The sequence below is a fragment of the Flavobacterium koreense genome (assembly GCF_054776075.1).
This window is the reverse complement of record NZ_BAAHCF010000034.1, coordinates 1-14,144: the sequence shown is the minus strand read 5'-3', so window position 1 is coordinate 14,144 and position 14,144 is coordinate 1. Positions and strand designations below refer to the sequence as shown.

General features: G+C 31.0%; 8 protein-coding genes, 1 other RNA gene and 1 pseudogene. 3 read left to right on the top strand and 7 right to left on the bottom strand.

The window, feature by feature from the left end:
- Position 1: 1 nt before the first annotated feature.
- On the bottom strand, positions 2 to 2,080 hold the full coding sequence (locus ACYU7A_RS12375) for a TonB-dependent receptor domain-containing protein (RefSeq protein ID WP_460576987.1): 2,079 nt from the start codon (positions 2,078 to 2,080) through the stop codon (positions 2 to 4).
- Between the two features lie 86 nt (positions 2,081 to 2,166).
- Positions 2,167 to 2,483, bottom strand: an RNA gene (gene rnpB, locus ACYU7A_RS12370) — RNase P RNA component class A.
- 124 nt (positions 2,484 to 2,607) lie between these two features.
- On the opposite strand from rnpB, the gene dnaX reads away from it, so the two are divergent.
- On the top strand, positions 2,608 to 3,690 hold the full coding sequence (dnaX, locus tag ACYU7A_RS12365) for a DNA polymerase III subunit gamma/tau (protein WP_460576985.1): 1,083 nt from the start codon (positions 2,608 to 2,610) through the stop codon (positions 3,688 to 3,690).
- 53 nt (positions 3,691 to 3,743) lie between these two features.
- A complete protein-coding gene (locus ACYU7A_RS12360) occupies positions 3,744 to 4,421 on the top strand; it encodes a DNA polymerase III subunit gamma/tau (protein WP_460576983.1) in 678 nt (225 codons plus the stop codon).
- A 131-nt stretch (positions 4,422 to 4,552) separates the two neighbouring features.
- Here ACYU7A_RS12360 and ACYU7A_RS12355 read toward each other — a convergent pair whose 3' ends face one another.
- Genes ACYU7A_RS12355 through ACYU7A_RS12335 form a run of 5 tightly spaced genes read right to left on the bottom strand, consistent with a single transcriptional unit; the run spans position 4,553 to position 9,981 of the window.
- Positions 4,553 to 5,410 (bottom strand): hypothetical protein, encoded by an 858-nt coding sequence (locus tag ACYU7A_RS12355; RefSeq protein ID WP_460576981.1) that lies wholly within the window; start codon positions 5,408 to 5,410, stop codon positions 4,553 to 4,555.
- 30 nt (positions 5,411 to 5,440) lie between these two features.
- On the bottom strand, positions 5,441 to 6,457 hold the full coding sequence (locus ACYU7A_RS12350) for a proline iminopeptidase-family hydrolase (protein WP_460576979.1): 1,017 nt from the start codon (positions 6,455 to 6,457) through the stop codon (positions 5,441 to 5,443).
- A gap of 10 nt (positions 6,458 to 6,467) precedes the next feature.
- Positions 6,468 to 7,358 carry a Ppx/GppA phosphatase family protein gene (locus ACYU7A_RS12345; RefSeq protein WP_460576977.1) on the bottom strand — a complete coding sequence of 297 codons (891 nt, stop codon included), beginning with the start codon at positions 7,356 to 7,358 and terminating at the stop codon, positions 6,468 to 6,470.
- A gap of 20 nt (positions 7,359 to 7,378) precedes the next feature.
- Complete coding sequence (ppk1, locus tag ACYU7A_RS12340; RefSeq protein ID WP_460576975.1) at positions 7,379 to 9,493, bottom strand: polyphosphate kinase 1; 2,115 nt, start codon at positions 9,491 to 9,493, stop codon at positions 7,379 to 7,381.
- Between the two features lie 2 nt (positions 9,494 to 9,495).
- A complete protein-coding gene (locus tag ACYU7A_RS12335; protein ID WP_460576973.1) occupies positions 9,496 to 9,981 on the bottom strand; it encodes a SixA phosphatase family protein in 486 nt (161 codons plus the stop codon).
- 484 nt (positions 9,982 to 10,465) lie between these two features.
- On the opposite strand from ACYU7A_RS12335, the pseudogene ACYU7A_RS12330 reads away from it, so the two are divergent.
- Positions 10,466 to 14,144, top strand: a pseudogene (locus tag ACYU7A_RS12330) (hypothetical protein); the annotation flags it as partial.

Here is a 14,144-nt window from a genome sequence, read left to right as displayed (position 1 = left end):
CCTAACGAATTCTACCTGAGTTTTCATCTATTGCTCTTTCTTTAAATTCTTGTTTTTTTATTTTCCCAAAAGAATATCGCATTGCAATTGATACCAAATGTAAATCGGTATAAAAAACACCTTTTGAGGTGATATTATTACTACTGAAATTTTCATTGAACTTTACTTTTCTGAAAATATCGTTATAACTCAACGTACAATTTAAATTCTTGAAAAGAGTTTTCGAAACTGCCATATCAAATGTAATCAATCCATTTCTTTCAAAAACGCCTTCTGTTCGTTTCGTTATTCCCCAACTTGTTAAAGATAATTCTACAGCTTTTGGTAGTCGAAAAATATTGTTCGAATAAAAATACAAATAAGGTTTTGATGGGTTTACAACCGAAAATTGATCTTCAATTGTATTAATTATTCCATTAATTGTATTGTTTGATGTCCAAAATTTATATTTAAACGGAATTGTAAATTCAAGATTAAAACCTGATTCTTTTTCGAAATTTCTTGTTTGAAACGTTAGTAAATTTTGCGAATTATTGTAAGATGACGCATAATAAACTGGATCTTTTATATCGTAATAACTAAGTTTTACCGATTTGTCTTTAAATTGATAAGCAAGTGAAACTTCATCGGTAATTGTTGGATTTATGTTGATGTTATTATTCCAAACAAGATACGGATTGATATACGTTGAAAGTTGGCTCGCAGTAGAAAAATTTGGTCTTGAAATACTTTTAGCATAATTAAAAGTCATTGTATTGGTGCTATCGATTGGGACTTCAATTTCAAGTTTTGGAAAAAAGTTGGTGTAATTTTTATCGATTACTAAATTACTTTCTGAGGAATTTTTCCCTTTTGCAATAGTGTTTTCAACTCTCAAACCAATAATATAATTTACTTTCTTAATCATTCCTGATACGTTAGAATATGCCGCATTATTGGTTTCTTTATAATTATAATTTGAAGACAAATCTGAATTTGGATTTATGGTATTAACTTCAAAATCGGTCGTTGGATTGGCTTTTAAAAAAAGTACACCTAGTTCAAATTTCATTTTGTTTTTAAACTCTTTTTCAAAATCAGATCGAGCAGAATAGACATTAATTTTTATCTTTTGAAATCTGTTTTGAGATAATTCAAAATTGGTATTGTTGAAATTATTAAATATCTCGCTATCAATTTCTTGATTGAAATTTGAAATTTGAAATCCTGTAAATAATTGTCCACCAATGCTTTTAATCTTATGATTGTAATTCAAAAATACATTGGTAAAGTTTCTAAATTCATCGTTCGCATTCAAAGTATTGATGTTATTGATATCTGTTTGCTGCTGATTGTAAGTATCGGTAACAATATCAAAAATATCTTTTTGTGCTCGTCTGTTAGCGTTTATCGAAAAATAATCATCTTCATTTATTTTGTAAAACAAACCACCACCAAAAATAAATTGTGGTCGTTTTGTAATTGCGATAACATTATAATTAGAAACAATATCGTAGTTTGGAATCGTAAAATTATTTCCATTGCCTTCCCAAACTTTGATTTGATTGTAATTGAAATTGGCTTTAAATTCTAACTTTTTCTTTTTAATACTTGAGTTGATTCCGAAGTAATTATTGAAGTTTTTTTGAAAGGAAGCTGTTTCAGAAACAGTTACTTTAAAACCTTCTTTCTTGCTTAGTTTTCGAGTTATCAATAGTACAACTCTTCCATTGGCTTCATATTTAGACGATGGATTGTTTATAATTTCTATCGTTTTGATATCATCTACTGACAAAGAATTCAAATCATTCATAGTCACAATTTGATTGTCGATATATATAATAGGAGTTCCTTTTCCGATAACTGTAATGGATTCTTTATCTGGACTAATTTGGATTTTAGGAAGTTTTGACAACAAATCAACCGTATTTGAAACGGAATTAAAAATGGAATTAGCAACATCAATTTTTATATTTCCATTTTTGTTGGTGAATGTTTTTACTTCTTTTACAACTTTAACTTCCTCTAAAACTTTCGGTTTTTCTTGAGAGAAAACAAATTGAGCAATCAATATACTAATCAAAATAAGAATCTTTTGCATAACATTTATTTTAATGCAAATTTGATTTAATATTTTTCTACGAAAGTTAAATGAGAGTTAATGCAAGGTTAATGCAAATTATTATAAAAAAAAGCAGACCTATAAGCCGGATTCTGTTCTCGTCCCAAAAGACGATACCTTATCATTTATCTAGTCGCGTTGTTACCAACGAGATCAATCTTTCTACCCTTCGACAACGGACGAGTAATCCTTAAATGTCGATATACTTGAAATTTCACCGCATAGAGTTTACCTGGTTTCACTACAGCCGAACTGTACATACTTTCTGTTGCACTTGTCCTAATCCAATTTCTTGAATTGACGGATGTTATCCGCTATGCTACTCTTTGGTGTCCGGACTTTCCTCTTATTATTACTAACAAGCGATAAGGCGGTCTGCGGTGCAAAGGTATGGATTTGAGATTTAAGAATTATGATATTTGATTTTAGATTTATTTTTTAAAATTGGAATTTGTTATTTGCTTTTTGGAATTTCAAAACCTATATTTGTAATCCAATAAAATTCTATGGAACAATTTGTAGTATCAGCTCGTAAGTATCGTCCTCAAACGTTTAAAGACGTTGTTGGTCAGCAAGCTATTACGAATACTTTGTTGAATGCTATAGAAACCAACCACTTGGCTTCCGCCCTATTATTTACTGGTCCAAGAGGTGTTGGAAAAACAACTTGTGCTAGAATTTTGGCTCGTAAAATCAACCAACCTGGTTATGATGATCCAAACGAAGATTTTGCTTTTAATGTTTTCGAATTAGATGCTGCTTCTAACAATTCAGTTGATGATATTCGAAATTTAATTGATCAAGTTAGAATACCACCACAAACCGGACAATATAAAGTTTATATTATCGACGAGGTTCATATGTTGTCATCGGCTGCTTTTAATGCGTTTTTGAAAACATTGGAAGAACCACCAAAACACGCTATTTTTATTTTAGCAACGACAGAAAAACACAAAATTATTCCAACGATATTATCTCGTTGTCAGATTTTTGACTTTAAACGAATTACAGTTAAAGACGCTAAAGAACATTTGGCAGAAGTTGCTACAAGTCAAGGAGTACAATTTGAAGACGACGCTTTGCACATTATTGCTCAAAAAGCCGATGGCGCGATGCGTGATGCTTTATCAATTTTTGATAGAGTTGTTTCCTATTGTGGAAACAATTTAACGAGACAAGCTGTAACCGAAAATCTGAATGTTTTAGATTTTGAAACCTATATTAAAGTAACCGATTTGATTTTGGAGAATAATATTCCAAGTATCTTAATTGCGTATAATGATATTTTATCAAAAGGTTTTGACGGACATCATTTTGTTTCTGGATTGGCTTCTCATTTTAGAGATTTATTGGTTTGCAAAAATCCTGCAACTCTTATTTTATTAGAAGCTGGTGAACAAGCACAACAACTTTATGATCAACAAGCACATAAATGCCAATCGGATTTTCTTTTAAAAGCGATTGAAATTGCAAATGATTGCGACTTAAAATACAAGGTTTCTCAAAACCAACGTTTGTTAGTTGAACTAACATTAATGCAACTTTGCTCTATCAACTTTGATGGAGAAAAAAAAAAGTTGACTTTATAATTCCACCGACTTATTTCAGAAACAATAGTTATTCGATTACAGAAGTTGGAAGTTTGAAAACAACAGTTGTAAATTCTGTTGAAAACCCTATTTCAGAAACAACTGCAAAAATTGAGGTTGAAGAACCTAAATCTGAAACTGTAAAAGAACCTGAAACTTTAATTGAAACTTCTGTTGAATCATCAAAATCTGAAATTGATGTAAAACCCGAATCTATTATTTCAAGTTCAGTTGATGTACCAAAAACTGAAACAGATTTTAAACTCGAAACTGGAAAAATTTCAGCATTATCTTTAGGTAGTATTCGTGCCAAAAAGGAAATGATGGAAGCTCAAAAAGGTGTTGTAAAAGTAGAAGAACACTTACCAAGTGAAGATTTTACAGAAACCGAAATGCTAGAACTTTGGTATAAATTTGCAGATAGATTGGGCGATAAAGGTGCGAAAATTATGGAATCACTGCTTAGAATAAGTGATCCTAAACTTGATGGCACTATCATTATTTATGAACTTCCGAATGAGGGTTCTAAAATTGATTTTGAAAAAGCTAAACCAGAATTATTAGGTTATTTGAGAGGACATTTGCACAATCATGATATTACAATTGAAGTTGTTGTAAATGAAGCAGTGAAAGTGAAAAATGCGTTTACACCACAAGATAAGTACAACCGACTGAATGAAATTAATCCGAATTTGGAGTTATTGAAAAAGACTTTTGATTTGGATATTTAAGGTTTAGGATAATAAAAATCAATTTTAACTTGTTTTATTTTTTCATTATTTAAGACAAAAGTAATTGCTCCTTTTTTATCAGAAATCATTATTTTTATTGAATAATCTCCATTTTCATCTTTAAAATATTCCTATATATTTTCGATGAATTTAGTAGAGTTTGGGAATCTTTCGATTAACAATTTTTCTGAATCGTTTAATGTTATTCCTATGATATTAAATGGTTTTTCGTCTGGATAAGTATCTCCTTTATTTTCAATTCTATTTATTACCAATTTATCTAGCGGAAAATCATCTACAAAGTAATATTCATTATAAGAATCTCTATTATGATTATAATATTTAAATGATTCCTTATTACCTTTTAAATCTTTTTCAATTTCAACGTAATTACCAAAACCACCAATTAATGAATCAATTTTAGTTTTATTTAGTCCATAAAATTGCTTATCATTAATTTTTAATCCTTTTATATCAACAGAATCAAATTTAATATACATAAATGTATCTCTAAAAATTTTATCCAAATTTATATCAATAAGATTTTTAAAAATTGAATTTTTATTAAGAATTTTTGCTAAGTCACTATTTTTATCATCAAATTGTTTTTTAGTTTTCCAGTCAATTATATAGCTTTCATTCTCATACTTATTAAAGTATAAAGTATCAACAAGTTTATTAAATTGATAAGTAACCATAAACTGTAGGCTTGGACATCCAATTATTCCAAAGTTACAACACAAATCTTCAGATTTTCTAGATTTTAAATTTGACTTTAATTTAATTAATTCTAAAACTAATTTATCACAATCAACTATTTTTCTAGAAATCACTTCAGCACTTTCTGTAGTTAAAAATGAATTACAAGAACCATCATCAGGCTCATTGTATATTTTACTTAAAGTGATATTTGTTAAATTCTCAATTTTAGTTTGAGAAAAAACCATGGAGAATAAAAAGAATAAAATTATTGAAGAGGCAATTCTCATTTAAAAACATTTATATCAAAACGATAGGCTTTAGTTTTTAGTATTTTCTTTCTTCAAAAACTCAATTAATCCATTCATATACGTTTCTTGGTCGTCGTATAAACTCATATGACTTCCATTGGCGCAATATAAGTAAGTTCCTTTTGGGAATTGAGTTGCCATCCATTTCATATATTCTGGATCCATCGTATCATATTTTGCTCCTATTACTAATGTTGGAACTGTGATATTTTTCAATTCTTTAGAAACATCCCAATTGGTTAATTTTCCTGATATTCCTAATTCGCTTGGACCTTGCATTGTTATGTAAAGTGACTGGTTCAATCTACTTGAAGCTCTATTAACTGGTTCTGGCCATTCATTAACAGGTTTTCTTAAGATGTGTTGATTATAAAAGTTGGCCATCAACAATTCCATATACTTTGGATTGTTGTAGTCTTTTTTAGCTTCTAAATCTTTGATGGTTTTTAAGATTTCTGGATTCATTTGTTTTTCAAGAACTTTAGAATATTCTCCATATTTAGGACAACTTGCCATCATATTAGAAACTATTAAACCTTTAATATTGGATTGGTATTTTAAAGCATATTGCATTCCTAGAATTCCGCCCCAAGAATGACCTAACAAATAGAAATTGTCTTTATCTAATTTTAATGCTTTTCTAACTTGTTCTACTTCTTCTACATATCTAGGCAAATCCCACATTGTGGTATCATTTGGATTTTCTGAAAAACCAGTTCCTAATTGATCATAATAGATAAATTCAATTCCTTCTTTGGGAAGAAAACTTTCCATACACTCAAAATATTCATGCGACATTCCTGGACCACCATTTAACAACAATAACTTAATTTTTGGATTGTTTCCGATGCGCTTTGTCCAAACATTGAACTTTCCTTTTGGAGTTTCGATGGTAACCATTTTGACGCCACCAATTTTAATTCCATTTTCTTCAGAATTAAAATAAGAGTTCGATGAAGTTTCTTGCTTACAAGAAATTAAAAGTAGGACAGCTATTAATCCAGTAAGGTATTTTAATTTTTTCATGTTTAAAAATTTATATTGTACCATAATACATTGCTTTTACAATTCCATCTGAAAGCCCAATCTTTGGAACATATATTTGTCTAGCACCACTCCATTTCATTGCGTTAAGATAAATTTGAGTAGCAGGAATAATTACGTCAGCTCTATCTGTATTCAAACCTAATTCAGCGATTCTTTGTTCGTAAGTTAGTGAATTTAAGTATTGATATTGAGATGCTAAATAGACATAAGACAAAGGTTTATCTTGATGTTTTTCAGATAATTTGTGAATTTTATTAATATTTCCACCAGAACCAATTAGAGTAACATTTTCATAAGGTTCGCAGTTGGTTTTAATCCATTTTTCGATTTCAATCCAAACGATTTCATTAACCATATTGTTCAGTAATCGTACCGTTCCGTTTTTAAATGATTTAGAATTTATCATTTTTCCATCAGAAAATAGTGAAAATTCTGTGCTTCCACCTCCAACATCTACATATAAGTAAGTTTTATCAGTAGCAAGAAAGCTATGCAAATCTGAAGAAGCGATAATGGCAGCTTCTACTTTACCATCAATAATATCAATTTCAACTTCTGATTTATTCTTAATAATCTCAACAACTTCTTTACCATTGTATGCCTCTCTCATTGCAGATGTAGCGCAAGCTTTGTACTTTTCTACTTTATAAACTTTCATTAAAAGTCGAAAAGCTTCCATAGCATCAACCATTCTATCAATGTTTTCATTGGTAATTTCACCAACAGTAAAAGCGTCTTGCCCTAAACGAATTGGCACTCGAATTAAAGCCGATTTATTGAACTGTGTTTCCTTTCCGTCTTGTTCAACTATGTTGGTTATAAGCAATCTCATGGCATTAGATCCAATATCAATTGCTGCATATTTTTTTATTGAAATCATTTATTATTTTGGGTTGTATTTTAAAAATTATTGTTGTCTTCTTGCTGATTTTTATAGTAATTATAGGTTTCGTGTTGTGCACGGAAAACAGATTCGCCTTCTTTTCTAACACGGTATTTATTGTCTAATTTTTCTGAGTGTAAACGTGCTTTTACGTTTCCTTTCCAACCCACTTCAAAGGTTTCTATTAATTGCTTTTTAATATCTTCTTGATAAATTGGGCAAGTAACTTCAACTCGTCCGTCAAGATTTCTTGTCATAAAATCCGCCGAAGAGATAAATACTTCAGGATTATCATCATTACCAAAAATAAAAACTCTTGAATGTTCAAGGAAATTATCAACGATACTTATTGCTTCTATATTTTCACTCATTCCTTTTACACCAGGAATTAACGAACATATACCTCTAATTTGAAGTTTCATTTTCACTCCAGCATTACTTGCTTCATACAATTTATCAATCATTTGAAAATCTGACAAACTGTTCATTTTTAAATTAATGTAAGCTGGTTTTCCAACTTGAGCATTAAGAATTTCTCTATCAATTAATTTATTAAATTTTGAACGCGAATAATGAGGTGAAACTATTAAATGTTTGTACCTGTGTAATCTGTAATTGATGTCAAAAAACTCAAAGATTTTGGTTACATCTTTTAGAATTTGATTGTGGCTTGTAAACAAAGTTACATCGGTATAAAATTTAGCAGTAGTCTCATTGAAATTTCCAGTTGATATAAATCCGTAACGTTTTACTTTACCTTCTTCCAACCTATCAATAACACATATTTTACTATGTACTTTTAATCCTTTGATACCAAATATCAATTCAATTCCCTCTTGTTGCATTTGCTCTGCGTAGGAAATATTGTTGGCTTCATCAAATCGTGCTTGAAGTTCAATTTGAACCATAACACGCTTACCATTTTTAGCCGCATTTATCAAAGAGCTAATGATTTGAGAGTTTTTTGCTAATCTATATAAAGTTATTTTAATAGAAGTAACTTTCGGATCAAGAGCTGCTTCTCTCAAAAATTTAATTAAATAAGAATAGGATTGATAGGGTGCAAAAATTAAGTAATCTTTTTTGGCAATTCTATTCAATATGCTTCCTTCAAGAGACAATCCTTCTACTGGCAATGGAGGCTTTTGCTGATATAATAAATCAAAACGCCCAAGATTTGGAAAATCCATATAATCACGACGATTGTGGTATCTTCCTCCAGGAATTATACTATCAGTAGATTCAATTCCCATTCTATCTAAGAAAAATGAAAGGGTATCTTTATCAATTTTTTTATCGTATACAAAACGAACTGGTTCACCAATTCTTCTATCTTTAACAGAAGTAGCTATTTTTTGTAACATACTCTTACTCATATCACTATCAATATCCAATTGAGCATCACGAGTAATTTTAATCATGTGTGCAGAAATGCTTTCGTATTCGAAAATATTAAAAATGCTACTTAAATTATAACGAATTACATCATCTAATAGCATTATGTATTGTTTTTCTCCAATTGCAGGAAGTACAACTATTCTATTGAATGTTTTAGGAATTTCAATGATTGCGTAACGAACCTCTTTTTTGGGTTTTACAAGACCCAATACTTTAGCTTTTTCAGAAGTTTTCATTACAAGTTTTATGGCTAAATATCCCACAGTATCCTTAAGCAAAGGAAATTCTGCCAAATCATTTAAGATAATTGTAACAAGCTCAGGACTTACTTTTTGTATAAAAAAATCGTGAACAAAATTTTGATGCTCTTGACATAACTCATTTTCATTAACGATTATAATGTTTTGCTTTTCTAATTGTTCTTCAATTATTTCAAGGATTCTCAAACTCTCCGATTGTTGCTTTATTACTATATCAGTAATATCCTTTACTAATTGTTGCGCCGTAATTCCGCCTAAAATTTTTTCACCAGTTTGCCCAGAAAGACTTAATCTTCTAATAGCAGCAAAACGTACCCTAAAAAACTCATCAAGATTATTTGAAAAAATACCCAAAAAACGAAGTCTATCTAGTAATGGGACTGTTTCATCTGCAGCTTCTTGCAAAACTCTTGCGTTGAAAGTAAGCCAACTCTTTTCTCTATCAATATATCGGAAATTATTCTCTGAACTCATAGTTAAATATCTCTTGGAAATATAATTTTATCTGTTTTACCTTTATTTATTTTATTCCAATCATCACCTTCGAAAATAATCGAAACATAACCTGATGTTGGTACATTATCAATAAAAATATCCCCAAATTTATTAACAAAATCTGTAATGGCACTATTATGTCCAAAAAGAATTAAGTTTTTATAAACATTTGGACAAGATTTAACAATTTTTTCAAATTGATTTAAATCGAAAGTATATAAATCATCTTTAAACTGAATTTGCATTTCGCTATTTTCATCCCAAATTGACAAAAATAGTTTTGCTGTTTGTTTAGTTCTTTCAGCCGAGCTTACCCAAATTAGAGATTTATCGTTAAATAAATTCTTAGTTTCTGTGGCTACTTTAATTGTTTTTTGAATTCCTTCTTCAATAATTGGTCTATTAAAATCATTAATTGGATTATTCCAAGAAGATTTTGCGTGTCGAATTAAAGTCAATTTTTTCATTAAATTACTATTAGAGTTATTAACAATTCAATTTTTAAGATGTTTTTGTAAGATTTTACATTGTTTTTAATCAATAAAACGCCCTTTATCCGTGATTTTATGCATTTAATCGATTTTTTTCTTGTAAAATTAAAAAATGCTTTCTAATTTCGACAAAAATTTTAGGGTTGAAAAAAATGTTCTCATACAAAATAAAAAGCATACAAAGTTAATTAAAAAACAATAAAAAAAGTAGAATTTAAACTACGAAAAAAACATTACAAGCACAATGAATATAAGGGTTTACGCCATAAAAAAGAATCAGAAACAGCATTTAATCGAGTATTAATGTAATTCATAGATAAAATAGTTTTAATAGCAAGTTGATAACTATTTTTGGTCCGTGAAAAAATACGCCTCATTGTTAATAACTATATTTCAGTGATGTGTCCCAAACAAAAAAACAAATAAAAGCATGAAAAAATTTATGCAAAAAAGCAAGCTTATGAAAACAATAAACTACAAATCGTTTATCCTTTCATTATTATTAATTTTATTTTCAACATCTGTTTTTGCTGAAGGTACACCAACTCTTTCTCCAAACGCTGCAAATATTACTGCAGTGTTGAGTGCGCCAGATTTACAAAGTGGATCCTACTTCAATTGTGGTGAAGATAATAGAATTTATTTTAATATCGCGAATGCAGGAACTGAAAGAATGTATTTTGGTTTCGACTGGAGAGGTTACTCTGTAGGTGTTCCTGGAAGGTTATCAAACTTATATTACAGAATAAAAAACCCAAGTGGTACTGTAGTTATGTCTGGTTTGTGGAATAGTACCTTGGGTTCTGCTGGAAGTATTGACACACATGCACAAGCGCTTGTTGGACCAAATATTGGAGGAGTAACAACTGGTTATAATCCATTAATATTTAACCCTGCTGTTGCTGGTGAGCACTGGATAGAATTTTATCGTAGTAACGATGGTGGAGTTACTCCATTACTAACTGGCGCAGATAGAGCTGTTGGTGCATTATTTGATATGACAGTAGCAACAACTGCTGGAGTAAAAAGAAATGGTCGTTTACATTCTGATAAATGGGGATTTGTAGCAGTAGATAGTAATTATGGAAATTTAGTTACTGCAAGCTCTGAACCAAATTTTTATGTTTACACAGCAGATCAGGTTGTTTTATTTGTAGATTTCCGTCCAGGTTTTCAACCAATTGCATATAATCTTGCTGTAAATAGTTATGGTGTAAATCCAGTTGGAGCATATACTACAACTAGAAAGTCAATTAATACAACTTTAATACCTGCTTTAACAAATGGATATAAAGTCTTTTTAAATAATCCAGATGTTAACTTATATCCAATTGCTGCAATACCATCGCCTCCAACATTTTTAAATCCTTCAATTACAAACTGCGGACCTTTCTTGATAAATTATAATATCTCAAGAGCTGGTGACGTAAGATTAGTAATCGATTTAAATGGTGTTCCAGGTTATCAAGCAGCTAGTGCTGACGTAATACTAGAGGCTTATGGAGTAACTGCAGGAAATAATACATTTTCATGGAATGGTTTAAATGGATTTGGTGTTGTGGTTCCAGATGGTGCTCAAATGACATTAACACTTAATTATTTGGCTGGAAGGTTTAATTTACCTTTGTATGACGCCGAACTTAATAAAAATGGATTTAATGTTCAATCCATTGCTCCAACAGCTATTGCTAACTCACAAATGTATTGGGACGATAGTTCTTTAACAAATGTTGGAACAGATTGTTCAGATGGAAGCAACAATACAACTGGAACTGGTTTAAATAATTCATTGAATGGTACTCCAAGTCCAACTAGAGCTTGGAGTGGAGATGGAAACTTTTTAAATACTATACCTGCACCAATTGTTGGAGCAAATGAAACTGATGGTGTTACTTGTAATGATTATGGAAATGGTCGTTTATTAAATACTTGGGGTTGGGGTTTAACTAGTGCAAGTGTAAGTACTACAGTTTTTAAAGGATGTTCTGATTTAAAAGTTGTTAAAACTGTAAGTAATTCAACTCCAAATGTGGGTAGTAATGTAACTTTTACGATTACTGCTTCAAATCTTGGAATTAGTAATGATACAAATGTAGTTGTAAACGATGTTTTGCCTTCTGGATATACTCTTGTTAGTGCAACGCCTTCTGTTGGAACTTGGACAGCTCCTAACTGGACAATCGGAAACTTTGCTAATGGTGCAAATGCAACTTTAACTATAGTTGCTACCGTATTAAGTTCAGGAAATTATGCAAATACTGCATGTATTTCCGGTACTAATACAGAAACAGCTCCAACAAACAATTGTTCTACAGTAACTCCTGTACCAGTTCCTATTGCAGATTTATCTGTTTTAAAAACTGCTAGTAATTTAGCTCCAAATGTAGGAAGCAATATTACTTTTACAATTACAGCAGCGAATAATGGACCAAATAATGCCACTGGTGTAATTGTTAATGATGCAATACCTTCTGGATATACAGTAGTTAGTGTTACTCCTTCATCTGGATCTTGGACATCTCCTAACTGGACTATTGGCAATTTAGCGAATGGTTCTAATGCAACATTAACCGTTGTTGCAACTGTTAGAGCAACAGGAACTTATGCTAATACTGCTACAGTTACTGGAAATCAAACAGATCCAAACTTAAGTAACAATACATCAACTGCGACACCAGTTCCTGTTCCAGTTGCTGATTTGGCTGTTGTAAAAGTAGCAAGTAATATGGCTCCTATAATTGGAACAAATATTACTTTTACAATTACTGCTTCAAATAATGGACCAAGCAATGCAACTGGTGTAACATTAAATGATGTAATACCAAGTGGATATACATTGGTAAGTGTAACTCCATCTGTTGGAAGTTGGACTGCACCAAATTGGACAATTGGAAACTTAAATAATGGATCAAATGCAACATTAACAGTTGTAGCAAGAGTAAATTCTGCAGGTCCTTATGCAAATACTGCAACAATTTCTGGAAATCAAACAGATCCAAATACATCTAATAATACTTCTACTTCTACTCCAGTACCAGTAAATGCAGTAATTGATGCTGTAAATGATAATGGGACAAGTATTAATGGAACCATTGGAGGAACTTCTTTAGCAAACGTATTATTGAATGATACCATAAATAGTAGTCCTGCAACATTATCAAATGTTATTCTTACTCAAGTTAGTACTACTAATCCGGGTATAACATTAAATATTTCAACTGGTGCTGTAATTGTAGCTCCAGGTACACCTTCCGGTTCTTATACTTTAACATACCAAATATGTGAAGTATTAAATCCAACTAATTGTGATACTGCTATTGTTACTGTTCCTGTTAGACCTGGAGAAATATTAGCTAATAATGATACCGGTACTTCTGTAAACGGATACACTGGTGGAACTTCATTTACTAACGTTCTTGTTAACGATACTTTAAATGGTGTTGCTGTAGTGCCTTCTCAGGTAACTACTACTTTCGTATCTTCAACTAATCCTGGTGTTACTTTATCAGGTACTAATGTTGTGGTTGCACCTGGTACTCCTGCTGGTTCTTATACTTTAACATACCAAATATGTGAAGTTTTAAATCCAGGAAATTGTGATACTGCTACTGTTACTGTTCCAGTTTCTGCTACGGTAATTAATGCCGTAAATGATGCTGGTAATTCTGTAAATGGATTTGTTGGTGGAACTGCTTTCACTAACGTTCTTACTAACGATACTTTAAATGGTGTTGCGGTAGTTCCTTCTCAAGTGGCTACTACTTTTGTTTCTTCAACTAATCCTGGTGTTACTTTATCAGGTACTAATGTTGTGGTTGCGCCTGGTACACCTGCTGGTTCATATACTTTGACTTACCAAATTTGTGAAGTTTTAAATCCAAATAATTGTGATACTGCTATTGTTACTGTTCCAGTTGGAGCAACTGCAATTGTAGCTAATGATGATGCTGGTACTTCTGTAAATGGATTTGTTGGTGGAACTGCTTTCACTAATGTACTTACAAACGATACTTTAAATGGTGTGGCTGTGGTGCCTTCTCAAGTAACTACTACTTTTGTGTCTTCAACTAATCCTGGTGTTACTTTATCAGGTACTAATGTTGTGGTTGCGCCTGGTACACCTGCTGGTTCTTATACTT